This window comes from Staphylococcus sp. MSU001 (assembly GCF_052976705.1).
In genome coordinates, this window is the sequence record NZ_JBRIKK010000010.1 from 1 (window position 1) to 25,598 (window position 25,598).

The window sequence follows — 25,598 nt, forward strand, 5'->3', positions numbered from 1 at the left end:
TTTATCAGTGCCCTTTTAGGGCTGGCCAGTAAGAAAGGCTTTTAGCCGTAGAACAAACCACCCGTTCATACGGGTGGTTTTGATTACAACGAGTAATAAATTTTAATTTTACTACTAAATACATATAAAATATTTTAGAGAGAAAGCCAACATCGAATATACAACACCGCATGGACATGTATATCGAACGGTTCACAGAAGTATATGCGTATGACCTATCACTTCAAGATGGCGGACGTAATTCATATGTGCAACGGACAGTAGGAAGAGAAGACCGATTGCCAGATGATGACATCTATCATTCAATTACTCAAACATTCGGAGGTTCTATATACTTTAACAGTCGTTTGCTATAAAGAAGTGTATTAATCGTATATTAATGGGAAGAGGAATATAAAAAAGGGAGATTGTATTTTCTCTCTTTCTTGCTTTATTATTAAAATATCATAATAGGTTATTATCATTTATTTTGGGAGGCATTGAAGAAAAGTTTATAAAATCAAAACAATATCGTAATTCTATAAACTGTTAGCCTTGTTAAATTAACCTCTTTCGCAATTTTACTAATTGCTTGGCCTTCTTCTAACATTTCTACAACACGATAATAAATAATACGTTTTTGAGAATCTTTACAATTCGGCGAATAAAGTAATGAACGGCCTTTATATAACCCTTTGTCTTTCGCGACTTTAATACATTGTGCTTGTCTACGTTTACTTCATTTCGTTCTTGTTCTGAAACCATTGCTCATATATGAATAAATAGATTTTTCATAAATTTATCTAATAATGAATTGCCAATCTCATCATTCATCGTAGGTATGCTAGTAATCATTAATTAAACTTATTTGTCTTTTAAATAATTAACTGTCTTGATCACTTCATCGTAATTAAGGCCTAAACGATCAAATGACTACACTGCTACCTCATCTGCCACTCTCACAAAACTAAGAAATTATTGAAATAACAATCTATTTTTAATAGATTCCCCAGACTGTTTTTCTGTAAATGTTTTTCGCACCAAACGTTTTCAAATTATCCAGTTGTCTTTTTAAATTTTGGTCCATGGATAATACCCTCGCATAGCCAACATTTATTTTCATACCATAATTAATATACACCCAAATCATACGTTTGAGTCATTATAAATTCAACTACTATATCAGTAGGATTAGGGTATATTATAAACACCATAAATTAGTAACTTGCAAAAATTTGCTTAATAATTTATAGTTAATACATCAAAAAAAGTTGATTTATTGTTTTTAGTGTTTTTATGAAGGAGTTCAATTTTATGAGAATAAATCATGCAGGTACATTATCTGTTAATTATTTTGTTGGTTATTTAAATCTCATTATGATATTAAGAGAAGTTTCTTTAAAAGAAGCTGTATCATATATGAAAAATGAATTCTTTAAAGGAAAAACTGACTTGTATGGTAAAGTAACTGAAACTCATTTTAATCAAGCAATACAAGAACTCAAATAAAAATAGAAATAACTATATATAAGAGAGGTGATTATTCAATGGAAGTTATTAAGTCCAGTCCTAATAGAACTGAGGAAGAACAATTAGAATTTTATGAACAGATGTTTAATGCGCTCGCTGATAAAATTAGACTTAAAATTCTACATTCAATACGTCAAAGCGATTCAAAAACTTTATGTGTTTGTGATCTAGAAGAATTATTAGCGTTAAAACAATCTAAACTTTCCTATCATTTAAAAAAATTAGTAGATGCCAATATACTTATTGCTGAAAAGCATGGCACATGGAATTATTATAAAATTAATGAGCAACAAATACAGGTGGTTTTAAATGAAGATACTTGCTGTAAGATACTTTAAGTATCTTCTTTTTAACATAGAATTAATCAAATTTTTTTGATTAATATATCAAAAAAAATTGATTAAATAAATTCGGAGGCGTTATACTAATGATAGATTCAATTATGGAATTTATAAAAACATTTCTAATGCTATTTTTTGAATTATTAATACTGTTTATAATCGTAAGCTTTATTGTAAGTCTAATCCAACAAGTAGTTTCGGAAGATAAAATCAAAAGCATGTTAAGTAAGCCTAACCAAGGAATCAATTATTTTTTTGGGATGATATTTGGTGCGATTACTCCCTTTTGTTCTTGTTCAACTATTCCAATACTTGCAGGACTATTAAATTCTAAAGTACCTTTTGGTCCAGCGATGAGTTTCTTAATTGCTTCACCATTAATGAATCCATTAATGGTGTTTATGCTATGGGTTTTATTGGGCTGGAAAGTTGCAATAGTTTATTTTGTTGTACTATCAATATTTAGTATCTTTACAGGTCTTGTGTTTTCAAAAATGAATTTGGCTGAAAGTTATAAAGGCGTAAATGTTAAAGGAGATGGATTTTTTGCCAATAAAGAAGGATCTCGTTTTAAGCAAGCATTAAATGATGCGTGGGCATTTTTATATCCAATGCTTCCTTACCTATTTATTGGTGTATTTATTGGAGCGTTCATATATGGATTTGTACCCGAAACATTTATTACAAAATACGCAAGTGGAGATGGCGTTATATCCGTATTCATTGCATCTGTTATAGGCGTTCCAATGTATATTAGACCTGAAACAATGTTACCTATAGCTGAGGCATTAGTATCAAAAGGGATGTCTTTAGGAACAGTGGTTGCGTTGATCATTGGTGGTGCCGGTGCAAGTATTCCTGAAGTTGTATTACTATCTAAATTATTTAAGAAAAAATTTGTAGTCTCATTTGTTATCGCAATTTTAGTTGTAGCTGTTGCTACTGGAATAATAATCAATTCGGTTGTTTAAGCTTAAGGAGGATAAATTAATTGAATCAAGAAACTTCAGTAATTAATAGATATGGAAATGCCGCTAAAAAATACGAAGAAAACTTATGTTGCCCAGTAGAATATGATACAAAGTATTTAAAGATTATACCTGAGGAAATCATAGAGAAAGATTATGGTTGCGGAGATCCTTTAGGTAAAATCAAAGAAGGTGATACAGTATTAGATTTAGGCTCCGGTGGCGGCAAAGTTCCTTATATAGTTTCTCAGATTGTTGGTGAAACAGGTAAAGTCATTGGCATAGACATGAATGATGATATGTTAGACCTTGCTAAAAAATATCAGAATCAAATGATTGAAAGAATTGGTTATGATAATGTTATTTTTCATAAAGGAAAAATTCAAAACTTAAAATTAAATTTAGAAGAACTCGATAAATATATACAAGAACATCCTGCTAATAATTTAGATACTTATCAATCTATTAATCAATATATTAATTACTTAGAAAATGAAATGACAATGATAAAAGATAATAGTATAGATGTTGTTATATCTAATTGTGTTTTAAATTTAGTTTCAACAGAGGAAAAAGAAGCATTATTCAAAGAAATCTACCGCGTTTTAAAAGAAGGTGGTAAAGCAGTTATCTCAGATATCGTTTCTAATGTAAAAGTACCAGAAAAACTGAGACAAGATGAAAATTTGTGGAGTGGTTGCTATTCAGGAGCAATTCAGGAAAAATCATTTATTGAGCATTTCGAAAATGTAGGTTTTTATGGTGTGAAAATTGATAAACGTGAAAAAACATGGACTACGATTGAAAATATTGATTTTAGGAGTATGACAATTATAGCTCATAAAGGGAAAGAAGGACCTTGTATTGATAAAGGGCAATCTGTTATATACAAAGGACCATTTAAACACATTGAAGATGATGATGATCATATTTTTGAGCGTGGAGAAAGAACCTTTGTATGTGAAAAGACCTTTAATATATTACAACAAAATCCTTATAAAGGTGTATTTGAATTTATCAATGAAAATGAAGAAGCAATTGATTTAGAAAAATGTTGCGATACATCATGTGGTTGCTAAATAACAATTAAAGGAGGTGTTATAATGGAAAAAAATGCATTTAAAAAAGCTATTTCTAAATTAAAACCTAAAGAACAAGCTTGTTGCTCTGTAGAAATTGAGGAAAAAGAAGAGAACAAAAAAGAAAATACAAATAAAGAGCAGAATAATAATAAAGGTTGCTGTTAATTCACTATTAAATACTAATTTTGCATTCCTCTACTAACCAGTGTTATAATATAGACAACAAGAATATCTGCATTTGATGCACCAAACCCCTCACTACTGAGAATAGTGAGGGGCTTTTTGGTGTGGCTTAGTCGCCTATTTTACTTATCATCACGTTTGCGAAGCCAATACGCAAAGAATGTGACAATGCAACCACTTGCTGCCGTGGTCATGATGTGAACAAGAATATCTGTCATTTTCTGCACCTCCTCTCTGCGTCTAAATATGACGCCTGAGAGATAGGCGACTCTAGTATTATACCATCTGTAAATATACAAGCATATCTACTTCCGATAAGTCATTTTGTGTAATGATAGTGAGGTTTATTTCTTTGATATTCAGAGACAAAAGAGATACTTTATAAGTATTCAAATCTCTGAGTCGCTATTTTTCTTAATATTAAGTACGCGTTAATAAAAACTCTATTTCCCTTTGACTTTACTTATAGCTCGAGCTGACACTCGAGTGAAACCCCAAATAGCCTTCATAATTTCCAAAATAGGTTCTACCCAATATTCTATGACTATAGTTTTTCATTTCTAGTTAAGAAAGGTTTTAATTAGTTTGAATTTTAAAGTATTCCTAATTATCATTTTTCATGATTTTCTTATTTGTTATGAACTCGGTTTTATGTATAGAGCTCTCAAAGAACATGCTGAACAATCATCACATTTTTTTATATTAAAATCACATTTAAAGCCATTTCTACCATTTCGATATACATATCATTAAAATCTATTCTTTTATTATTAAGATATATATTAGTTAAGATCACAATTGGGTTTCGTTCCAAAAATTTCATTAACATACCGCGAAATATTATTTTGAGCAGTTCTAACATAACTTCCCATTGATAGCGTAATTTTTAAGTTGAGGCTTGTTATAATTTTTATACGTAAGCACTCTGTTAATTTAATTTGGTGGTATTTATTAAATTATATGAAGGTGTCTTATTTTTTAAGTATTTAAAAGTGAAATTGCATGTTAATACGTAGTATTTATTCTAAGACTTCTAAGCAAGTAGTGCTAATTGTTGAAAGAGATTGAGATGGCACACTAGGAAAGTGAGTCATTCAATACGAAATATTTCATAAATAGAGAATGGTAGTAAGATAACGTTCAATTGAAAATATCTTATTGCTTTTCTAAGGATTTTTATCATAAACTCTTAGTTATTGTTTTAAAAAATTTCTTTAGTGAAAATATTTAGTAATATCAATATTTTAAAAATATTGATATGATAAAAAATATTCCGCAACTTAAAAAATATTGCTTTTTTGCACAAATAAGTTAGTATAATTTTTATATTAATAATTCATAAGGAGAATTGATATGAAAGTCAAAAGTATTTCACGGTTCTTTTCAATGAAGAAAGTGACGCTAAGTTTCGTTACCGTATTTATTGGAGTAGGGACAATAGGTTCATTTAATCAGTATGCTGATGCAAGTACGAAAACGCAACAAACACATGTAACTAAGACATCTCCAACTCAAAAGACGACGTCCAATTTTAAACGTTCAGTTAAAGATACGGCTGTTAAATCTAGAGCTACATCAACAAAAAGAGCTATATCACCCAAAACGTCATCAACTAAAAAAACTACAACAGCCAAAAAATCTACAACATTAAATAAAACGCGCACAACAACCAAGACTCAGCCTACCATTCGTAAGAGTTCAACAACTTCAACACGTTCAAAAACAATGCCTACTTCTGTGAAACGCACAACTTCTCATAAAGCAACTACTGTGTCGCCAACTTCTAAAGCTAAAATATCAACAAAAACACAACAATCAACTAAAAGTCATACAACTTCTGTTAAGAAAAACACTACACAACTAAGTAAAACAAAATCACCGTCAGTATCAACAAAATCTAAAACAGTTCAATCCTCTACGCCAAAGGCACAACCTACTTTAACGACTCAAGTTAGTACAACTACTAAAGCAAAGCAACTTTCAACGTCACCTACTTCTAAAATCAGTAGTAGTAAAGAATTAGTGGGAGTGGCACCTGCTGAACGTAAAACAGATAAATATCAATCGATGACACAGTTAGAAAAAGAAACAACTGAAGGTGTAGATTGGAGAAAAGATACAAAAAACACAGGGAATCAAGTACTCATTGTGGCTCCACATGGTGGAAGTATTGAATAAGGTACAACAGAATTAACTAAAGCATTAGCGGATAAAGGTAATTATGATTATTATTCATTTGAAGGCATTCGACCTAAAAATAACTCTGAATTACATGTTACGTCTACACATTATGATGATCCGACATTAAATCAAATGATAAAAAACCGTACTGCAACTGTTTCAATTCATGGCGCATCAGGTACTGAGGAGATTATCTATCTTGGCGGGCCTCGTTCAGATTTGAGAAATGCTATAGAGAAGCAACTTGTTGGACGTGGATTTACTGTTAAAGTTCCACCAGAGTATCTAGGCGGTCAAAATAATAAAAACTTCATTAATAGAGAAGACAATAACACTGGCGTTCAGTTAGAATTAACGACTGCTTTAAGAAAAGCATTCTTTAAAAATGGAGATACTAGTACAAAAAATCGTACCAACAAAGAAAATTGGACACCCACAATGCAAGAATTCGTTAATGCTTTATATGAAGCTATCAATCAAACTTATTCATAAAATATTTTTAATAAATGATAAACAACAATATCTTACTTAAAAAATCTTGATAAGAACGAGATGTTTTAAGATTATGTTATATTTTATAGTTCTTAATTTATGGTAAGAGTACAATTTGACTTAAAATAGTATTTTCTATGTTGATTACATTCAAATGATTATGCGGTATGTATTTACGATATATATAATTTGTAGTGAAATGGTATAAGCATAAATCGTAATTTAAGTTGTAAAATAAATCTATGTAGTTTCAAAATTAATAATGAATTTTAGAAAATAAGGGAAAAATTACGTTAATTTGAAATTCAAGTTTTTAAAAATAACTATAAAACGTGTATAATAGTAATTAACTATTGAACATTTTGTTTGTTCAAGAACCGCATCTTTGAAAGGAGTGTTATTAAGATGAAAAAATTAGCAGTTATTTTAGCATTAGCTGGTGTAGCGTTCTATGGTTTCAAAAAATACCAAAATCATGTAAACCAAGCTCCAAACATTGAATATTAAGATTCACTAATGATAATTATATGAAGACACGACTAGGTCGATTGCGACCATGTCGTGTCTTTTTTAATTTTAAAATTCAAAATTATTTTAATTATATATAAAGTAGATAAAATTCCAAATATTAAGTATAATATCTTTCGCGAGTTCTACATATTAAAGATGAAATAATTTAATGTATTTGGGAAGTGAGATATTAAATGAAGATTAACATATTTGGATATAATATCTTCGCTAAGGGTGGAACATCAAGAAGTAATATTAACTTAGTGAAAAGCTTATTAGAAATTGGACATGAGGTACACTACTTTAATTATAAGAACTATAATAAAAGTGATATCACAAAACTAATTATTTACGAAGGTTTGAGCACAAAGCATCTTCATATTCATCAATTTAATAGTGGAAAAGAACTTGCTCATGGAGACCTACTTATAATTACTAGAGAAACCTTTTTTAATCATGCATATCTAGTTAAAAAATTAAATAGCAAGATTAAGATTGTTGGTGAAATACATGGTCCATTGGAATATATTAATGAGAATATAGATTTAGCATTAGACTGTATTGATTGTGTTCGAGTGAGTACAGCTAGAATCAAAAATGAGTTTATAGCTAAATATGACTATCATCGGGTTTTTAATCAATACGTAAATGCACAACATATCGATTTAAAATCAGAGCCAATAAATACTAAAAGAAATTTTTTAATTAAAGCACGTTTTGAGGACGAAGTTAAAGATATTTCATATATTATTAAATTGTTTAATTACATCATTAAAAACCAAATTGTTGACGATGCTCAACTTTATTTAATAGGATATGGTCCTTCAGAAATGCTTTACAAAAATTTGATAAATTATTATCATCTTAATGATTATATTCATATTAATGAAAAAGAACCACAGAGTTATATTTATATATCTAGTTCACCATATGAAACGCTCGGCTATTCTATATTAGAAACGATTGCACAGGGGAATAAAGCGCTAGTTTACTATGGTGATGATAACGTGTTAAAGGATATCTATGCACCATATGAAGCGATACGTTTTTTAACCAAAGATATGATTAAAGATAGTAAAATAATTAAAGACTTTCTAGACTATAAATATAGTCACTGTGATCGACAAAAAGATTATCGACAGTTGGAAAGTACGTTTAAATGTATTAACTATGGACAGGAATTTTTAAATCATGTTGAAACTTTTTCTTCATCTCAACATGTAAAAGTGAAGAAAATTCATCAACATCTCTGTAGTGAAAAACAAATAGATATAGCAAGTCGTTTAAAAGAGAGTCGTTGGATGAATTTAATTAGAAAAAATAAATATTTATTTAATAAATGTAAAACGTACTATGAAAAAAGAAAGCATATGAGCTATATCAAAAATTTAAATCAAATACTTGTAGACGACGACTCAATATTTATAGAGTCTTTCCATGGTAAGAATTTCAGTGGAGATCCTAAATATATTGCTCTCGCTATTAAAAGACAGTATGCTCATAAAAAAATATATGTGAGTTCAACCAATTCACTTGTTGATATGGAAATCAAACGTTACGGTTTTACACCCGTTAGATTTGGAAGCGAGAAATATATTAAAACGTTTAGAAAGTGTAAGTATGTTTTTATCAATGGTAACTCATGGGATAAAGTGTACAAGTCTTCAGATCAGATATTTATTCAAACGTGGCACGGTTTTCCATTAAAGAAAATGGTTAATGATTTAAATGAACAACATGAAAGACAACAACAACTAGAGGCATTCATACCACGTATGAAAAAATGGGATTACATTTTGACATCATCAGATATTAATACGACATTGTTAGAATCAGCCTTTATGCTAAATAAAAATCCAAATCTTAAAGTTCTAGAATACGGTGCACCTAAGAATGAATATTTAATAAATAATAATAATTTACAAGAGCGCCAGCAGTTACAGCTTAAATATATGTATAAGATAGATGATGATAAAAAATATATATTATATTGTCCCACTTGGAGGGGAAATCAAAGAAAAGAAGTCACTCAGATTAATTTAAAAGATTTACTTAAATATTTACCAGAGAATTACGAGATTATTGTGAAACTTCATCCTAATGAAAGTCATTTAAGAACTAGATATAATCAAATAGATAATCGAATTCATTGTTATTTCAATGAACTTGTTGATATTCAAGAACTGTATATTCTGAGTGAATGTATGATTACAGATTACTCGTCGACCATTTTTGACTATATACATTTGAACAAGCCGGTGTTTATTCTTCAAGAAGACGAGCAACAATATAAACAAAGTGTTGGTTTTTATTTTGATTTGTTTGAAGTGGGTGATTTTCTTAAAGCCTCTTTAAATGAACGCATGTTAGCTAAACAAATTTGTAGCACTGATTATATAAATTATTCAAAAGTGGTTCATCGTTTGATGAGACAAGATAGTTCGAAAAGCAGTGAAAAGTTAATGACCAAAATTCTTGGGGAACCAGAATATCCAAGTTCATCAAACTGTAAACAACAGATTTCTTAAAGAAAGTTGTTATTTACTGGGAAATAATATAAGTATGGGTACTTTGAGACAAGAATCATGTGAATCTTGTCTCAGTTTCATATTTTTGAGTAAACATTTAACATATAGCAATGATAACCAATACAAATTTAATAAGTATACAATCTAACTATTTTTATAGAACATTAAAACACATTCTAGGGGGAGTATATGTCTAAAATTTTACTGACTGGTGCATCAGGTTATATTGGTAGCCATCTCAAGAATAAATTAAAAAAAGATCATGAAGTGATAGCTATATCCAGAAATACTCATAATAAAACGGATGAAGAAAATGTTACGTGGAAGTCAGCAGACTTATTTGATTTGGACGAAATTACAAAAGTAATGAAAGATGTAGATACAGCGATTTATTTAGTACACTCTATGATGCCATCAGCAAAATTAACGCAGGCTAGCTTTGAAGATATGGATGCATTGTTAGCGGATAATTTTGCGCGTGCGGCTCAAAAGCAGGGTGTTAAGCATATTGTCTACATGAGTGGTTTAATACCAGAAAATGATGAGCTGTCTGCGCATTTAAGAAATCGACTTGAATGTGAAAAAATTCTTGGTGATTACGGTATACCAGTTAGCACATTACGTGCAGGTTTAATTATTGGTGCAAAAGGAATTTCTTATCCAATTCTTAAAAGACTAGTTGAGAGATTACCAGCAATGGTTTTGCCTAGTTGGGCTTACAATAAAATTGCACCTGTTGCCATTGACGATGTGATAGATGGTTTAGCAGCATTGGTGAATCGAACACCCAAAGATAACGAAGCAATTGATATCACAGGTCCTGAAGTGATGAATTATAAAACGCTGATACAGCGCACAGCTAACGTACTTGATAAGCGACTACCTATGCTTGATTTACCTATTATACCCATTATCGTAAGTCGTTATTGGGTACAACTGATTTCAAATGTACCGAAAGAAATGGTATATCCATTAATGAATAGTTTGATTCACGATATGGTACCACATCGAAAACGCGTTGTGTCTAACTTGTCCGTAGGAAATATCACCTTTGAAGATAGTGTGAAAAGAGCACTAAGAGAAGAACAAAAGACTTCTCAGAAAAAGTCGGATTCGAAAAATTCTCAATCATTTGGACGTATGCATCAAGAAATTAAAGATGTACGAGCCATTACACGGTTTAAAATTCCGGAAGGTTATTCGATTAAAGATGTGACTAAAGAATATGCAAAATTCATTAATAATATCACACTACATCTCGTTAAAGGTACGATAAATGAACGAGAATTTAATATGAATTTGCCCTTCATTAATAAATTCATTTTAAAAATGGAACGTGATGAAGCTGACTCTACAGAAGATATGGTGGTATATAATATTGTGGGTGGCGATTTAGCACATTCAAATGATGGTGGAAATGCACGCTTTGAATTCCGAAGAATAAGAAACACCAATGAGGGTATTATTGCTTTACAAGAATATGAACCTACATTACCTTGGGTAGTATATAAACTAACTCAAGCTAAAGCACACAAGACTGTTATGAATATTTTTAAAAATAAGATGGCACGTTTAGCACAGCAAAAAAATGTGAAAGATGAAAAGAATATGTCTAATCGTGTAACTATTGGAGTAACAGTAGCATCAACGTTCGTTATTGGAAGCGCAGTAGGGTTCCAACTTTTTAAAAAGTATCAAATCAAAAAGAGCACAATGTCGAATGCAGAATTATAAGCGATTTATATTTAATAGTTATTACATCTTATGTGTATAAAATATATTATTTACTTGATAAAGGGACAGTGGTCATAACGACGACTGTCCCTTTCTTAATTATATTAAATTTAAACTTTATAACTAATTTTGATTTGATGTTACATTGTTTCCGAAAAAGTCAAATATGTTTTTAGCGCTTTGGGTATTTTCCATATTCCCTTTGAATTTATTAGAACCTGGCCCATATGCATATGTGTTAACATCTACACCTGTATGGCCATTGGTTGTCCAACCTGTGTGTGAAGCATCGTTAATTGGTTTTTGAATTGCATTTTGTAATTTTGTTGTTTGTTCTACAACTTTTTCGTCTTTATCATCTTTACCTTCTTTTTGTAGTTTGTGAAGGTCGTCTGCTGCTTTTTTGACTTTATCGAGTTGTTTGTTTGGAAAATCAATGCCGTATCCATCTTTAATTACTTTTTCAGGATCTTTTCCATCAGCAATTTGTTTTGTCATATACATTCCAGAATGTTTCATCTTGTGAATAGCCTCTGGATTCCATTTATAATCTTTACCTTTTGCGGTTGATAGACCACCAGTTGAGTGGTCTGCAGTTGCTACAACAAGTGTATCTTTATGTGTCTTTGCATAATTAATAGCATTATCAAAAGCTGTTTCGAAACCAGACATTTCAGACATCACACCAGTGATATCATTAGGGTGGGCAGCTTTATCAATTGAGGCACCCTCAACCATTAAAAAGAATCCCTTATTATTTTTACTTAATTTATTTAGTGCACTGTTTTGCATGTCTACTAGCAACGGATTAGATTGAGGTGCATCTATTTGTAATGGCATATCTTTTTCTGAGAAAGTACCTAAGACTTGCTTGCTTTGTGATTGATTTAATTCATCTTTATTAGAAACGATATCATAACCGTCTTTTTTGAATTTTTTCGCTAAATTTTTATTTTCTTTACCGAAGTATTTTGCTCCGCCACCTAACATCACATCGACTTTATGTTTGCCATTTATTTTATCATTATAAAATTGCTGTGCAATTTCATCTTTTTTGTCGCGTGAATCTATATGAGCAGCATATACAGCAGGTGTTGCATCAGTAAGTTCAGCAGTAGTTACTAAGCCAGTTGATTTTCCTTGTTCTTTAGCTTGTTCTAGCACAGATTTAATTGGTTTTTTATTTGTATCAACACTAATCGCACCGTTATATGTTTTGTGACCGGTACTAAAAGCTGTTCCTCCAGCAGCAGAGTCTGTAACATTTTCTTTAGGATCATTAGAATAAGTACGATTTGTTCCTTTTAGATATTTATCAAAAGCAGTTGGAGTCATTTTCTTAGCACCAGGTTTATTTTTATAATAACGATATGCAGTGTTAAAAGAAGGTCCCATACCATCGCCAACCATGAAGATGACATTTTTTGGATTTTTTGTGTTGCCGAAAGCAATGGCTTCGTTTTGTGTTTGCTTAGTTTGAGCACTTTGTTCTGAGCTACCTGAAGCATATGATACGTTCACTGTACTTAAAACGGATGCTGCTACGATTGATGAAGCAAGCGTCGTCTTGCCCATTTTATTCATAAATTTCATAAATAAATTGCCTCCCAATATGTATGATAATTTAAGTATAAAAGACAAACTTTGACTGAGAGTTAGTTTTTAGTAAATATAATGTAAAGTAATATTATTTTTACATATTATAAAATTTTATCACTTAAATAAAATGTATGGCTCTATATTTGATGCCCTTTTATATCTCTCAAAGTGATAATATTGTTAAAATAATACCATCATGTCAATGTATTTCTTAGTAATAAACATGTAAAATAATCTATAATAGGTATCATAATTATTAGGGGTTAGAGCCCCTAAGAGAAGGTGAGACAATGATATTTGTAATGTTATCTCCAATATTAATTATTTTGTTTATTGTACTAAGCGTATTAGAAGAAAAACGTAGAAAGAAAAATTCAAAAGAACAAAATTCGAATCATGTAGAACAGCAACAAGCTGATTATATCGACAAAGAACAACAGCAAAATAAAAATTTAGATGATGATAAATAAGAGTGAAAAGATAGTGAAAGGTGAACATATATGAAGATTTTCATTGTAGAAGACGATTTCGTGATTGCTGAAAGTTTAGCTAATGAGCTATCTAAATGGAATTATGAGGTGCATGTGGTTGATAATTTTGAAAGGATAATGGAAGATTTTCGCCGAGTAGAACCACAACTCGTATTATTAGATATCAATCTACCAACACTTAATGGCTTCCATTGGTGCCAAGAAATACGAAAAGTATCTCATGTGCCTATTATGTTTATTAGTTCAAGAACAGACAATATGGATCAAATTCTGGCTATCCAAATGGGTGGCGATGATTTTATCGAGAAACCATTTAACTTGTCTTTAACAGTAGCTAAAATTCAGGCACTATTGCGTCGCACTTATGATTTATCAATAGCTCGTGATGAAATAGCTGTTAAAGGTTGTAAACTAATTGTTGATGAGGCAAAGCTTAGCAAGGATAATGAACATGTTCAACTTTCCTTAACAGAGCTACAGATATTAAAGTTATTATTTCAAAATGAAAACAAATATGTAAGTCGTACAGCTTTAATTGAGAAATGTTGGGAATCTGAGAATTTTATTGATGACAATACACTCGCAGTAAATATGACGCGATTACGAAAAAAATTACTTTCTATCGGTGTCGATAATTTAATTGAGACAAAGAAAAATGTAGGATACAGGGTTTGAGACATATGAAGTTTGCATATATTCAATCGATTCGTAATGAGATTTCAATTATTTTAATAATTCTATTATTTTTTGCACTTATATTTTATGTATTTTCTTTACCATTTGATGCATACGTACTAGCAATCAGTATCATATTACTATTGATGTGTGTACGTTGGTGGATAAAGTATTTAAGTTTTAAAAAGAACGAACATCTTAAAGATAAAGTGGCATATTTAGAATATGAGTTAGCACATGTTAAGAATCAGCAAATTGAATATCGTAATGATGTTGAAAGTTATTTTTTAACATGGGTACATCAAATTAAAACACCTATCACTGCCTCACAATTACTTTTGGAGAGAAACGAGGAGAATGTAGTTAATCGTGTTAGACAAGAAATTGTGCACATTGATAATTATACAAGCCTCGCATTAAGTTATTTAAAATTATTAAATGAAGAGTCAGATATGACAATTACCAAAGTGACAGTTGATGATTTGATTCGGCCGTTGATTTTAAAATATAGAATTCAGTTTATTGAACAAAAGACGCAAATCCATTATGAAAAAAGTGAGGACATCATTTTAACCGATACACAATGGGCTTCTATAATGATAGAGCAACTTTTAAATAATGCTTTAAAATATGCTAAAGGTAAAGATATATGGATAGATTTTGATGTTGCCAATCAAACTCTACAGATTAAAGATAATGGTATTGGGATTAGTAAAGCAGATATTCCTAAAATTTTTGATAAAGGATACTCAGGATTTAACGGTAGATTGAATGAACAATCAACAGGTATAGGTTTATTTATAGTGCAACACATTGCAAATCATTTAAATATACAAGTAACTGTACAATCAGAGTTGAATCAGGGGACAGTATTTTTTATACATTTTACTAAAGAAAAATAATAAACTTTCAAAATTGTAAGTTTGCCAATGATATTTGTAAGATATTATGAATGTTATTGGCATTCTTTTTATTTTATGATGTAGTAGAAAGGGAGAAAGGAGTTTGCATAGTGTTATTAGAGGTTAAAAATGTAAAAAAAGTCTATGGCAGAGGTATGAACACGACAACGGCTTTAAATCAAATGAACCTTGAAATTGATGAAAATGAATTTGTAGCAATCATGGGCGAGTCAGGTTCAGGTAAATCTACATTACTCAATTTAATTGCTACTTTTGATCGTACAACTGAAGGATTAATAAAGTTAGACGGGTTGCCGCTTAATCAATTGAAGAATAAAGACATTGCACGCTTTCGCAGAGAAATGATGGGATTTGTGTTTCAAGATTTTAATGTGTTGAATACGATGTCGAACAAAGATAATATTTTGATGCCTCTTGTACTTGCAAATGAACGTCCGAAAATAATGCAAAAACGCTTAACGGAAATAAGTGAACAATTAGGAATTGAAGACTTGCTTGAAAAATATCCGTCTGAAATATCTGGGGGACAAAGACAACGGATAGCTATAGCCCGTGCGTTGATAGCACGACCTAAATTATTATTAGCTGATGAACCCACTGGTGCACTTGATTCAAAAACCTCTAAAAACCTTATGTGTTTATTTCGAAAAATTAATCAAAAGCATCAAACTATATTAATGGTCACACATTCAAATATTGACGCGTCATATGCGAACCGTGTCATCTTTATCAAAGATGGTCGTTTATATCATGAGATTTATCGTGGTGAAGAATCGCAAACAGATTATCAAAAGCGTATTGCTGATAATTTGGCCATATTGAATGGAGTAGGTGACTAATATGACTTTCAAGATTTTGTGGAAAATGATTAAACAAAATTTTGTTAATCAACGTCATATCATTGTTCCATTTATTAGCGTAATAAGTATTTTATTCGGTATTGAATACATATTGTTATCGTTAACAACTAACATTTACTTTAATGAGCATCATCCTGAATTGAAAATATCTGCGATGATTGGAATAGTGTTTATGACGATGTTATTATTCATATTTTTAATTTATGCAAATCACTTTGTTATGAATCGTAGGAAAAAGGAATTTGCCTTAAATATGGTTCTTGGCATGGAGAAAAAACATCTAAGACTCATCATCTTGATTGAACTTTTCATTCAATTTATTATATCTGCAATATTGAGCATTGTTGGAGGTTACTTATTTGGTGAGCTCTTTTTTATGTTATTTAACAAGCTAGTTAATACGCATCAACCTCAGTTGTCAGATTATCCATTTGATGTTTTGTCAATGAAAATCACATTAACCATGCTACTCAGTTTGATGATCATATTGTTTGTTATTAACAATTTTAAAATATCATTTAAAAATTCCTTACAGTTACTGCTTAAAAATAAAAGTAAGACACATGAAAAATCCCGTGTACTGTTAATAATATTTTTAATTTTAGGATTAATTTTTATAGGAATGGGCTATTATTTAGCTATAAAACCTAACACGGCTATCGGTTCCTTGGGGATTATATTTTTTGCGATTTTGTCAACGCTTATCGGTACCTATTTGCTTTTTGTTAGCTTAGGGTCAATAGTTTTAGAAATGTTACAAAAATTAGATCATTATTATTATAAACCCAATCATTTTTTCTTTATTGCAGGACTTAAATCACGCGTAAAATCTAGTGCGATTGGTTTAGCTACGATTTCATTTATGTGTACATTTCTGATTGTTACGTTAAGTATGACAGTCTCAACTTATAGAAATATGGATCACAGGTTTGAATTTGCATTTAAAAATGATTACGCAGGTTATTATATTGGTGATTTTCATAAAAATAGCAAAATTCAACGTAAGATAGAAAATTTAAAAAAAGATATTCGCCAAGAAGTTCCAACTGGTCAATTTAAAATTTATGCACGAGGTATGGTGGGAGCTGAATTGCAGGGAGGCTTAAAACATAAAAAGCTAAAAAGACAAACTGTATCGAGTGGTTTATTTAATTTTGGAAATAAGCGAAAATTCAACTCCTTTATTTCTATATATAATAAAAGTGATTACAATAAAAACAATAAAAAAATAAAATTAAATGATGATGAAATTGCAATTAGTACAAGTGTGTCATTATTTAAAAAAATGAAAACGCTCAATATATTCGGGAAAACATACAGAGTTAAATATATTGAGTCTACAAATATGGATAACTTACTCTATGCAGATGGTATAACTTTAATTGTGAATCAACAACAACTGATGGATCGTATTGTTAATGATTATCGTAATCATAATGATGAAAATTTAGTCATCACTCCTAATCAAGTCCAAACTGCCGTTGAATTTAATGTATTAAAAGAAAAGGATAAGTTGAATCATCGTATTAAGAAAATAGGGGTTCAACATGATATTGAATTTCAAGTGAAAAAACAAAATCTATTGATGTGGAAACAAGTCAACTCAAGTTTAGTTTTTGTTGGAAGTGTTGTATCTCTAGTTTTATTGATAGGTATATTTCTTATGATGTATTATAAACAAGTTTCAGAAGGACATGAAGATAGAGATGCATATATAACGATGAAACAACTTGGATTAGATGAAAATTTAATCAAAAAAACAATTAATAAACAAGTAATATGGGTATTTCTCATTCCTGTAATTGTTGCAATTATACATACGTTAGCTGCTTTTCGCATCATATACTCTGTATTAGGAATCGTTGGTCAATATGACTTGGGACTATATGCTACAAGTTATGTAGGTGTGATAGTTGTATTTATTATTTTTTATTCAATGATGTACTGGATTACTTCTAGAATTTATTATACGATGATAAACGGTAAGCATTAATATTTATATATTTTAAGAAAGATAAATTACAATATATCTAATTTAATGCATATGTTTAAAAAAATTAGGGAATTAAATGAATAGGTGAAAAGGAGGAACAAGAATGATACAACGTAAAGGTGAATTAATACTTTCATGGATTGGCAATGGATTACATCTGTTGTATGTATTTTTAATAGGCATATTTTTCATAATGACACAAACAAGTGATTTTAAAAATGGAATGATTCAAGGATTTATAGAAGAAAATCCAGGGGAATATGATTTAGCATACCAAACTTATAATATTATGTTAGGTTTAGGTGTCGTTTTAATTATTATACTTCTCATTTTATTAATTGTATCAATAGTTGCCGCTATTTTAATTGGTAAAAATGCAAAAGTATCAGGAATATTACTCGTTATTACAGGAATCATTGGTCTCTTTTTAAGTTTTATGGCTGGTGTCTTATGGTTAATAGCAGGTATCATGCTTTTAGTACGTAAACCACAAACACAAAATGACCAAATCAATTCTCAATACAGTAATGACATACATTCACATGTTGTGCCAGAAGAAAAGAAACGTGAACAACAACAATATAATATGAATGAACCACATATTGGTCAACCATCAACATCTCATCATGATCACGCCTTGAATGATCAAGATAAACGAGAAAACCATAATCATGATAATCAACCATACAAATAGTACAAACGATTTAAAGGTTGAATACCTATATCAAATGTTTTAATGTTTGAAACTTTTATTATAAATAAATGAATTGAAAAATGCTTGTTACTGACTGTTTCGAATCATAGTCAGTTGTACGGGAGCGAGACGACGAATCTGAAAAGAATCGGTCTCGCTTTTTTAGTATAAAAATTTAATTATTATTTTAAAATGATGAAGTGATTTCTATAGTTAAATTTAGTGCAAGGATACTTTAAAAAATATATTGGAAAAATGCCGCTATTAAAAAATGTTCTAAAGTGTACAATTCATTTTAAAAACAAAAAAGAAGTTTTAAAATTTATATTTCTGTCAATATATGAGTTGTATACGAAATGACAAACGCAATTCACATATGAAACATTTATCACTTTACAATAATATGTTGTTAAGTTGATGTAGATACATTCATTGTTTTACGTATAAGTCGCTATCGTTGTTTTTTAGGATTCATTTTAATTATATCCAATCAACAAAAGTGAAAAGGAGGAACATATTAAATGAATTGGATATCGATTATTTTATTTATTATGGTCGTAGGTGGCATTTCTTTTTATGCCTATTTGCAGTCAAGAAAAATTAAAACGAATAGTTCAGATGGTTATTTTATGGGAGGAAATAGCCTTACTGGATTTACAGTTGCCTCAACAATTATCATGACCAATTTGTCGACAGAACAAATTGTTGGGCAAAATGGTCAAAGCTATGCACAAGGAATGGAAGTAATGGCATGGGAGGTTACGGCTGCCATAGCAGTTGTATTGTTGGCATGGGTCTTTCTTCCTAAATATTTAAAATACGGTGTTAATACAATTTCTGAGTTTTTGGAATTACGTTATGATACATTTACTAAACGTTTTGTCTCCATTTTATTTATCTTCACATATGTCGTATCTTTCTTGCCTGTAGTATTGTACTCTGGTTCCCTAGTGTTCAATAAAATGTTTAAAGTTGATGAATATTTAGGTGTAAGTAGTTCAACAGCTGTCATCATTATTTCATCTATTATTGGTATAATTGGTATTATTTACTTATTTATAGGTGGTTTATCGTTAAGTGCTTTTAGTGATTCAATTTATGGCATGGCTTTAATCATAGGTGGACTTACGATTACAATATTAGGTCTAGGTCAATTAGGAGATGGCAACTTCCTACATGGCTTCGATAAAATCGTGCAAGACACACCTGAGAAATTGAATGGTTTTGGTAAGGTGGATTCGGATGTTGTGCCTTGGCCAACCCTATTCTTCGGTATGTTCTTTAACAATTTATTCTTCTGGTGCGCAAACCAGATGATAGTTCAAAAAGCATTCGCAGCTAAAAATTTAAAAGAATCTCAAAAAGGAGCAATATATTTAAGCTTATTTAAAGTGTTCGGACCATTATTTACAGTCTTACCAGGTGTAGTAGCATTTAACTATTTTAATGGTAGTCTTGATAAATCAGATAACGCTTACCCTGCACTTGTAACTTCAGTATTACCAGAATGGGCATTCGGCTTATTTGGTGCGGTTATTTTTGGTGCAATATTGAGCTCATTTGTTGGCTCATTGAATAGTACGACTACACTATTAACACTCGATTTCTATCAACCTATTTTTGGAAAAAATAAATCAGATAAACATATTGCTCGAGTGGGACACATTGCTACTGTAGTCATTGGAGTTATTGTTGTAGCACTTGCACCAGTCATCTCATTATTCCCTAGTGGTCTTTATGCAGTAGTTCAACAGTTTAATGGTGTGTATAGTATGCCTGTGCTAGCTTTGATTTTAGTCGCTTTCTTTTCTAAACGCACATCTAAATTGGGCGCTAAAGTGACACTCTTCACACATATAATTTTATATGCCATCATCAGCTTTGTATTTACAGAAATTAATTATCTATACACATTTAGTGTATTATTCTTTGTAGATTTAATTATAATTTTGATCTTTAACAAAGTTAAACCATCTAGTGAGTTTGATTTAAACACGCATCAACCGAAAGTAAATATGACGCCTTGGAAATATCGTTACGTTGCAGGTATTATTGTTCTTGCATTAGTAGTAGTAAGTTATATTATCTTCTCACCACTAGTGTTAGCAAAATAAATGTTACAATTAAAACTTAATGAGTAACAAAACAAAAGTGTACGTTAAGAACGTTTATCAGCGTGATCACGTGCACTTTTTAACTATGAATAAAGTTGATTTAAAAATTAGAAAGGAGGGACAACGACGATGCAAACAGTCGGAATTATACCTTCACCAGGTATAGCGCATCAACATGCAAAAAATATAATTCCAAATGTTAAACAGTTATTGTCAAAGCGGACTAAACATAATCGATGGAATTTCGAAATCAAAGTCGATCTCATGATAGGATCTGCAGAGGATGTACATGAAAGTGTTGAAAAAGCAGCACAAATTAAAGAGGCACATCAGTGGGATTACGTTGTTTGCCTGACAGATTTGCCAAGTATTTCAGATAATAAAGTGGTAGTCAGCGACTTTAATAGTGACAAACATGTTGCAATGCTATCATTACCGTCACTAGGTTTTATTGATTTAAAGCGCAAGCTAGTTAAAACGATGACTTCATTGATTGAACAATTATATTATAATCAACCGAAAAACAAAAATGCGCCACATCCTTTTGTACGCGTGAAGGCTGTAGAACCAGACGAAGACGCAACATCAAAGCAACGATATATTAATATTTTATTTATCATAAGTTGGATTCAGTTAATTGGTGGACTGACACGAGCAAATCAGCCTTGGAAAAACATCTTTAATTTTAAGAAAATCATTTCAGTTGCCTTTGCAACAGGAACTTATGTCTCCATATTTTCAATGCCATGGGAATTAAGCGTGATTTATTCACCGCTTCGACTTATCATATTGATGGTGATTGCCATACTTGGGATGGCCGGATGGCTATTCTATGCGCATCAATTGATTGAAAAGAAAACTGCTAAATCTCAGCGTGTATATCGATATATTTATAATTCAACCACACTTGTTACACTTAGTTTGATTACACTCATAAATTATGTCATTTTGTATTTATTGTTAATCATCAGTATCACACTCTTTGTCCCTGTGGAATTATTTAATAGTTGGACGAGTGCCCAAGCACAATTTACGTTCTCAAATTATATGAGATTGATTTGGTTTGTATCATCATTAGGGCTTTTAGCTGGGGCTATGGGATCAACTGTTGAAAATGAAGAGAAAATACGTCGTATTACTTATTCTTATAGACAATATCATCGTTATAAAAAAGCTGAGCAAGAACAAAAAGAACAAGAAACTTCTCGTGATGTATCACAACAAAATGTCGAACAACAAACTTCAAGTAAAGATGGAAATAATGAACAATATGAAGGTAAAAAACAAGGACATAGAGAGGAGGATGACGCATGACAAATCAAAAAACTGTGGGTCTAGTCGTCGCTCCAGGTGTTACTGAACATCTTGCAGAAAATCTTATACAAGAAATGCCTAAAATGTTATCTACGCATTATGATTATCAGCAAGAATGGATTTTTGATTTAGTTACTGATCCGCTTACTGGTTTTGCTGAATCTGTAGATGAAATTTTTGAGAAAGTAGCTGATTATCACGATAAGAGACAATGGGATTATGTGATAGCAATTACAGATTTGCCGATGTTTGCTGACAAGCAAGTGATGGCACTAGATATTAATATGGAAAATGGTGCAGCTATTTTCTCATATCCGGCATTTGGCTGGCGTCCAGTTAAAAAACGTTTCAAGCATGCGATTTATAATATTATTCAAGAATTAAATGAAGCTGAACAAGAAAGTCGTAATTATGATAATAATAATCAAATAGAAAATTCAGTGAAAAAGCAATTTCCGCTCTCTAAAATAGACAAAGAAACAATATATATGAAAGAAACAGACTCTTATCACTTAAGATATTTATCTAGTTCACGTTCTAGAGGCATGTTTCGTCTTGTTAGTGGAATGACCTTTGCGAATAATCCATTAAATATGATGGCAAGTTTAAGTAATATAGTAGCTATTGCATTTACTACAGGTGCTTTTGGACTTGTATTTACAACGATGTGGCAAATGGCTTATAACTTTTCAATGTGGCGCTTATTTGGAATTTCAATTATTGCGATTATTGGAATGTTAATATGGATAATGATGTCACATGATTTATGGGAACCAGTTAATAAAAGCAATCATAAGCGTATTACTTGGTTATACAATCTTACAACAATAATGACATTGATTTTTGCCATTATCATTTATTATATTATTCTATATTTACTCTTCTTAATTGCTGAAATCGTATTATTGCCATCAGGATTTTTAGGTCAGCAAGTTGGATTAAAAGGTCCTGCAGGCATTGATTTGTATTTAAGTATTCCATGGTTTGCAGCTTCAATTTCGACAGTTGCAGGTGCAATTGGAGCTGGTTTACTTAATGATGAACTCATTAAAGAGAGCACATATGGATATCGTCAACGTATAAGATACGAAGAGCAACGTCGATAAAAGCAGTCGCTTTTATCGACGTTTTATTTTGCAATACGAAAATTAACAGTTTATCTGTCATAGAATATAGCGATTTTATGAGAATTAATTTAAAATATTGATAACAACTTTTTTATAGAGATAACTTGAAAGTAGGGATTGAATTGATTTGTTCTAATTGTGGGGCACATTTAGAGAAGGATGATAAATTTTGTGTTAATTGTGGACAGAGTGTGTTAGATAATCCAAAGACAAAAATTGAACATTTTTTTAGTAGTCAAGAAAGACAATGTCCAAAGTGTCACAAAGTAGTAAATGTCGATGATAAGTTTTGTATCAATTGTGGTCATTTTCTTCAGCAAACATTATCAAATGCAAATGACAACATAGGGTCACATACATATTCAAACACAAAACCTGAAATTGAAAATGAAACTGCAGATCGCATTCGATTAACAGAAGAAGCCAAGCATCTATTTAATAACACAACGAAATCAATAGGTAGGCTAGCAGGGAATGATGAAAGTTTAAAATTGAATTTGCGTGATATGTTTTCCGAGGTGTTTAAATCTCACACCAAAGATGAAGCGGATGATGTATTTATTGCTGGAACAAAGCGTACGACGCCACATATTAATGAAGTTTCCGAAGAGTGGGGGAGACCTTGGGTATTCTCGCGTGTATTTTTAGCTTTAGGTATCACTTTCCTAGCGTTATGGATATTAACAAATGTATTTGGTAATGCCAATGCCATACCAGGAATGATATTTATTGGCGCACTATTAGTTCCTATTTCAGGGTTAATCTTCTTCTTCGAATCTAATGTATTTAAAAACATTAGTATCTTTGATGTAATGAGGATGTTTTTTATTGGTGGTGTATTGTCACTTATTAGTACAATGATTTTATATCAATTTGTTACATTTAGTACTGAATCGCAATATTATGGAATTATGACTATAACAGATGCATTCATAGTAGGATTTGTTGAAGAGGTTGGAAAAGCAACTGTTGTTATTTTGTTTATCAATTATTTAAAAACAAATAAAATACTCAATGGATTACTTATCGGTGCTGCTGTTGGTGCAGGGTTCGCGGTGTTTGAATCAGCCGGTTATATATTTAGGTTTGGATTTAATTTAGTTGATGGAGTTAATAATATTACTGAAATTACTATACAAAGAGGTTGGACAGCTTTAGGCGGTCACCTCGTTTGGGCAGCTATTGTTGGTGCTGCGGCAGTAATAGTGAAAGAAACAAACCATTTCGAATGGGCGAATATCATCGATAAACGTTTTATATTTTTCTTTTTTGTGGCAGTGACATTGCACGGAATATGGGATACGGAAATAACACTTTTAAGTAGTGGTTATTTAAAATATATTCTATTAATTATAATTGCATGGCTATTTATATTTATACTTATGAAAGCAGGGCTAACTCAGGTGAATCAGTTGCGTGAGGAATACAATCGTTTAGAGGAAAGGTGATATAAATGAAATTCTGCCCTCATTGTGGAAATCCGGTAAAAAAGGAACAGTCATTTTGTAATAAATGTGGAAAACATTTACAGACATCGACACAAAGAAAAAGTGAAAATCAAATTGAACATATGCGTGAACAGCAATCGTATATTTCTCGTGAGGAAAGACAAGATCATGATTTAACATTTTATAAAGGACAGAAACATACAGGTTGGTTGATTGTACTATCAATTATATTTGTCTTGTTGATAGCAGCACTATTGTATGGTGCGTACTATGCTTACAATCATTATATTAGTGATGAGCAAAGTCATCAAACAACACAGTCTCAACAATCAAATGAAAGTAATCAAAATAGCGACCAATCTACTGGTCCAAGCATTGATGTTTTTAGTAATGACTTTGATCAAGGTTATATGAAGTCAGCTTCAACAAGTGGATATAGAGGTGTTTATAATGGAATGACACGTGAAGAAGTTGAAGATAAATTTGGAACATCCAATGGTTCTGTAGAAAGTTTGAAGTGGAGTTATGAAACATATGGTGATTTAGCTGTAGCCTACGATGATAATGAAGTTGTTAGCGTAGGTGTAGCACCTAATCATATTTCAGAAGATCAATTTTTAAGTATGTATAATGAACCGGATGATAGAAATTCAAGCCAGCTCATTTATGATAGTAACAAAGATAATGACTTCTCTGTGTTAGTTAATGTTAAAAATGGAGACGTTACTGTCATTGAAAATGTAAATCAAATTTAAATATATCGCTTATGGAAAGCCTAAGAACTCAAAGAGTGTCTTGGGCTTTTTCTATGATTAGTGGTCAGGGTATCTTG

General features: G+C 31.0%; 21 protein-coding genes and 4 pseudogenes. 21 read left to right on the forward strand and 4 right to left on the reverse strand.

The genetic code is table 11. The features are described 5' to 3' along the window. Window positions 1–142: 142 nt before the first annotated feature. Window positions 143–329, forward strand: a pseudogene (locus ACVBFA_RS05975) (DNA/RNA non-specific endonuclease); the annotation flags it as partial. Between the two features lie 170 nt (window positions 330–499). Here ACVBFA_RS05975 and ACVBFA_RS05980 read toward each other — a convergent pair. Then, window positions 500–1,096 (reverse strand): annotated as a pseudogene (locus ACVBFA_RS05980) (recombinase family protein). A gap of 197 nt (window positions 1,097–1,293) precedes the next feature. Here ACVBFA_RS05980 and ACVBFA_RS05985 point away from each other — a divergent pair. The 5 genes from ACVBFA_RS05985 to ACVBFA_RS06005 all read left to right on the forward strand — a co-directional run bounded on the left by ACVBFA_RS05985 (window position 1,294) and on the right by ACVBFA_RS06005 (window position 4,065). Next, window positions 1,294–1,488 carry a hypothetical protein gene (locus tag ACVBFA_RS05985; RefSeq protein WP_002486892.1) on the forward strand — a complete coding sequence of 65 codons (195 nt, stop codon included), beginning with the start codon at window positions 1,294–1,296 and terminating at the stop codon, window positions 1,486–1,488. A 38-nt stretch (window positions 1,489–1,526) separates the two neighbouring features. Next, window positions 1,527–1,847 (forward strand): ArsR/SmtB family transcription factor, encoded by a 321-nt coding sequence (locus ACVBFA_RS05990; RefSeq protein ID WP_002486904.1) that lies wholly within the window; start codon window positions 1,527–1,529, stop codon window positions 1,845–1,847. A gap of 89 nt (window positions 1,848–1,936) precedes the next feature. Continuing rightward, window positions 1,937–2,821, forward strand: coding sequence for a permease (locus ACVBFA_RS05995; protein ID WP_002490466.1), 885 nt, complete (start codon window positions 1,937–1,939; stop codon window positions 2,819–2,821). A 20-nt stretch (window positions 2,822–2,841) separates the two neighbouring features. Beyond that, entirely contained in the window at window positions 2,842–3,897 is a 1,056-nt protein-coding gene (locus ACVBFA_RS06000; RefSeq protein WP_002486886.1) for a methyltransferase domain-containing protein, read from the forward strand. 24 nt (window positions 3,898–3,921) lie between these two features. Beyond that, the gene (locus ACVBFA_RS06005) at window positions 3,922–4,065 is read left to right on the forward strand and encodes a hypothetical protein (protein ID WP_002486856.1); all 144 of its coding nucleotides are present in this window, start codon (window positions 3,922–3,924) and stop codon (window positions 4,063–4,065) included. Between the two features lie 140 nt (window positions 4,066–4,205). Here ACVBFA_RS06005 and ACVBFA_RS06010 read toward each other — a convergent pair whose 3' ends face one another. Further along, window positions 4,206–4,301, reverse strand: a complete 96-nt coding sequence (locus ACVBFA_RS06010; protein ID WP_002495983.1) for a type I toxin-antitoxin system Fst family toxin — start codon at window positions 4,299–4,301, stop codon at window positions 4,206–4,208. 234 nt (window positions 4,302–4,535) lie between these two features. Then, a pseudogene (locus ACVBFA_RS06015) lies at window positions 4,536–4,855 on the reverse strand (IS5/IS1182 family transposase); the annotation flags it as partial. Between the two features lie 581 nt (window positions 4,856–5,436). On the opposite strand from ACVBFA_RS06015, the pseudogene ACVBFA_RS06020 reads away from it, so the two are divergent. The 4 genes and pseudogenes from ACVBFA_RS06020 (at window position 5,437) to ACVBFA_RS06035 (ending at window position 11,528) form a co-directional block, all read left to right on the forward strand. Beyond that, a pseudogene (locus ACVBFA_RS06020) lies at window positions 5,437–6,756 on the forward strand (poly-gamma-glutamate hydrolase family protein). Window positions 6,757–7,161: 405 nt separating this feature from the next. Further along, window positions 7,162–7,263, forward strand: a complete 102-nt coding sequence (locus ACVBFA_RS06025) for an SE2200 family small protein (RefSeq protein ID WP_020365670.1) — start codon at window positions 7,162–7,164, stop codon at window positions 7,261–7,263. A 197-nt stretch (window positions 7,264–7,460) separates the two neighbouring features. Next, window positions 7,461–9,794: a CDP-glycerol glycerophosphotransferase family protein gene (locus tag ACVBFA_RS06030; RefSeq protein WP_002486876.1), complete on the forward strand. Its 2,334-nt coding sequence runs from the start codon at window positions 7,461–7,463 to the stop codon at window positions 9,792–9,794. A gap of 189 nt (window positions 9,795–9,983) precedes the next feature. Then, window positions 9,984–11,528, forward strand: coding sequence for an NAD(P)H-binding protein (locus tag ACVBFA_RS06035; RefSeq protein WP_046044160.1), 1,545 nt, complete (start codon window positions 9,984–9,986; stop codon window positions 11,526–11,528). A gap of 123 nt (window positions 11,529–11,651) precedes the next feature. On the opposite strand, the gene ACVBFA_RS06040 is transcribed toward ACVBFA_RS06035, so the two are convergent. Then, window positions 11,652–13,121, reverse strand: coding sequence for an alkaline phosphatase (locus ACVBFA_RS06040; protein ID WP_002501359.1), 1,470 nt, complete (start codon window positions 13,119–13,121; stop codon window positions 11,652–11,654). Window positions 13,122–13,417: 296 nt separating this feature from the next. Between ACVBFA_RS06040 and ACVBFA_RS06045 the strand changes: the two genes are divergently transcribed. The 11 genes from ACVBFA_RS06045 (at window position 13,418) to ACVBFA_RS06095 (ending at window position 25,521) form a co-directional block, all read left to right on the forward strand. Next, the gene (locus ACVBFA_RS06045) at window positions 13,418–13,597 is read left to right on the forward strand and encodes a hypothetical protein (RefSeq protein WP_002486853.1); all 180 of its coding nucleotides are present in this window, start codon (window positions 13,418–13,420) and stop codon (window positions 13,595–13,597) included. A 30-nt stretch (window positions 13,598–13,627) separates the two neighbouring features. Beyond that, the gene (locus ACVBFA_RS06050) at window positions 13,628–14,293 is read left to right on the forward strand and encodes a response regulator transcription factor (protein WP_126122209.1); all 666 of its coding nucleotides are present in this window, start codon (window positions 13,628–13,630) and stop codon (window positions 14,291–14,293) included. Between the two features lie 5 nt (window positions 14,294–14,298). Continuing rightward, the gene (locus ACVBFA_RS06055) at window positions 14,299–15,195 is read left to right on the forward strand and encodes a sensor histidine kinase (RefSeq protein ID WP_002458293.1); all 897 of its coding nucleotides are present in this window, start codon (window positions 14,299–14,301) and stop codon (window positions 15,193–15,195) included. A 110-nt stretch (window positions 15,196–15,305) separates the two neighbouring features. Further along, complete coding sequence (locus ACVBFA_RS06060) at window positions 15,306–16,055, forward strand: ABC transporter ATP-binding protein (protein WP_002490898.1); 750 nt, start codon at window positions 15,306–15,308, stop codon at window positions 16,053–16,055. A gap of 1 nt (window position 16,056) precedes the next feature. Beyond that, window positions 16,057–18,069 carry an FtsX-like permease family protein gene (locus ACVBFA_RS06065; protein ID WP_002486874.1) on the forward strand — a complete coding sequence of 671 codons (2,013 nt, stop codon included), beginning with the start codon at window positions 16,057–16,059 and terminating at the stop codon, window positions 18,067–18,069. A gap of 103 nt (window positions 18,070–18,172) precedes the next feature. Beyond that, window positions 18,173–18,763 (forward strand): DUF4064 domain-containing protein, encoded by a 591-nt coding sequence (locus ACVBFA_RS06070; protein ID WP_002486844.1) that lies wholly within the window; start codon window positions 18,173–18,175, stop codon window positions 18,761–18,763. Window positions 18,764–19,284: 521 nt separating this feature from the next. Beyond that, window positions 19,285–20,877 (forward strand): solute:sodium symporter family transporter, encoded by a 1,593-nt coding sequence (locus ACVBFA_RS06075; protein WP_126122211.1) that lies wholly within the window; start codon window positions 19,285–19,287, stop codon window positions 20,875–20,877. A gap of 129 nt (window positions 20,878–21,006) precedes the next feature. Further along, window positions 21,007–22,191, forward strand: a complete 1,185-nt coding sequence (locus ACVBFA_RS06080; RefSeq protein WP_002447019.1) for a hypothetical protein — start codon at window positions 21,007–21,009, stop codon at window positions 22,189–22,191. Further along, window positions 22,188–23,297 carry a hypothetical protein gene (locus ACVBFA_RS06085; RefSeq protein WP_002475657.1) on the forward strand — a complete coding sequence of 370 codons (1,110 nt, stop codon included), beginning with the start codon at window positions 22,188–22,190 and terminating at the stop codon, window positions 23,295–23,297. Before ACVBFA_RS06080 ends, ACVBFA_RS06085 begins: the two co-directional genes overlap by 4 nt. Before the next feature lie 143 nt (window positions 23,298–23,440). Then, a complete protein-coding gene (locus ACVBFA_RS06090) occupies window positions 23,441–24,766 on the forward strand; it encodes a PrsW family glutamic-type intramembrane protease (RefSeq protein ID WP_002486881.1) in 1,326 nt (441 codons plus the stop codon). A 5-nt stretch (window positions 24,767–24,771) separates the two neighbouring features. Beyond that, window positions 24,772–25,521 (forward strand): zinc-ribbon domain-containing protein, encoded by a 750-nt coding sequence (locus ACVBFA_RS06095; protein ID WP_002486909.1) that lies wholly within the window; start codon window positions 24,772–24,774, stop codon window positions 25,519–25,521. Window positions 25,522–25,598: the final 77 nt, after the last annotated feature.

Coding starts and splice junctions, on each gene's coding strand:
- ACVBFA_RS06075 (WP_126122211.1), top strand. CDS start 19,285: ATGAATTGGATATCGATTATTTTATTTATTATGGTCGTAGGTGGCATT.
- ACVBFA_RS06025 (WP_020365670.1), top strand. CDS start 7,162: ATGAAAAAATTAGCAGTTATTTTAGCATTAGCTGGTGTAGCGTTCTAT.
- ACVBFA_RS05995 (WP_002490466.1), top strand. CDS start 1,937: ATGATAGATTCAATTATGGAATTTATAAAAACATTTCTAATGCTATTT.
- ACVBFA_RS06045 (WP_002486853.1), top strand. CDS start 13,418: ATGATATTTGTAATGTTATCTCCAATATTAATTATTTTGTTTATTGTA.
- ACVBFA_RS06070 (WP_002486844.1), top strand. CDS start 18,173: ATGATACAACGTAAAGGTGAATTAATACTTTCATGGATTGGCAATGGA.
- ACVBFA_RS06005 (WP_002486856.1), top strand. CDS start 3,922: ATGGAAAAAAATGCATTTAAAAAAGCTATTTCTAAATTAAAACCTAAA.
- ACVBFA_RS05985 (WP_002486892.1), top strand. CDS start 1,294: ATGAGAATAAATCATGCAGGTACATTATCTGTTAATTATTTTGTTGGT.
- ACVBFA_RS06055 (WP_002458293.1), top strand. CDS start 14,299: ATGAAGTTTGCATATATTCAATCGATTCGTAATGAGATTTCAATTATT.
- ACVBFA_RS06035 (WP_046044160.1), top strand. CDS start 9,984: ATGTCTAAAATTTTACTGACTGGTGCATCAGGTTATATTGGTAGCCAT.
- ACVBFA_RS06080 (WP_002447019.1), top strand. CDS start 21,007: ATGCAAACAGTCGGAATTATACCTTCACCAGGTATAGCGCATCAACAT.
- ACVBFA_RS06085 (WP_002475657.1), top strand. CDS start 22,188: ATGACAAATCAAAAAACTGTGGGTCTAGTCGTCGCTCCAGGTGTTACT.
- ACVBFA_RS06040 (WP_002501359.1), bottom strand. CDS start 13,121: ATGAAATTTATGAATAAAATGGGCAAGACGACGCTTGCTTCATCAATC.
- ACVBFA_RS06030 (WP_002486876.1), top strand. CDS start 7,461: ATGAAGATTAACATATTTGGATATAATATCTTCGCTAAGGGTGGAACA.
- ACVBFA_RS06050 (WP_126122209.1), top strand. CDS start 13,628: ATGAAGATTTTCATTGTAGAAGACGATTTCGTGATTGCTGAAAGTTTA.
- ACVBFA_RS05990 (WP_002486904.1), top strand. CDS start 1,527: ATGGAAGTTATTAAGTCCAGTCCTAATAGAACTGAGGAAGAACAATTA.
- ACVBFA_RS06065 (WP_002486874.1), top strand. CDS start 16,057: ATGACTTTCAAGATTTTGTGGAAAATGATTAAACAAAATTTTGTTAAT.
- ACVBFA_RS06095 (WP_002486909.1), top strand. CDS start 24,772: ATGAAATTCTGCCCTCATTGTGGAAATCCGGTAAAAAAGGAACAGTCA.
- ACVBFA_RS06010 (WP_002495983.1), bottom strand. CDS start 4,301: ATGACAGATATTCTTGTTCACATCATGACCACGGCAGCAAGTGGTTGC.